The 462-nt window shown below is 64.7% G+C and carries 1 protein-coding gene; it reads right to left on the reverse strand.

Annotation, left to right across the window (positions count from 1 at the left end; genetic code table 11):
* Window positions 1-462 (reverse strand): VCBS domain-containing protein (locus MESCI2_RS1000000138665; protein ID WP_032901591.1); only part of this gene is annotated, 462 nt, incomplete at both ends.

Here is a 462-nt window from a genome sequence, read left to right on the forward strand (position 1 = left end):
CCGTGAAGGTGTCGCTCACCACCTGACCCGCGGTCAGTTCGTCGTGCGCGTCGTTGCCGGTGTAGGTCCAGGCGCCGTCGGCGTCGATCGAGAAGTCGCCATAGGTGCCGGCCGCATTGGTCTGCGCCACCACATGCGCTTCACCCGTGTCAGGGTCGGTGATCGTCAGCTGGCCGCTGGTGTTCAGCGCCGCCGCCGTGTTGCCTTCGTTCACGGACTTCGAGTCCGAGCTCACCGTCGCCGCATCGTTGGTGCCGGTGATGGTCACCGTGACCGTCTGGGTGTCCGTACCGGAGTGCCCATCGTCGGCCTTGATCGTATACGTAAGCGTCAGCGTCTCACCGACAGCCAGGAAGTCGAAGGCTTGTGGCGCCGAATTGAAGGTCCAGCCCAGATTGTTGGTTTCGCCCGGGTTGGCCGTCAATGAGGTCGGCGAGACCGTCAGCATGCCGAGCACGGCGG

This window comes from Mesorhizobium ciceri WSM4083 (assembly GCF_000519305.1).
GTDB classification, from domain to species: domain Bacteria; phylum Pseudomonadota; class Alphaproteobacteria; order Rhizobiales; family Rhizobiaceae; genus Mesorhizobium; species Mesorhizobium ciceri_B.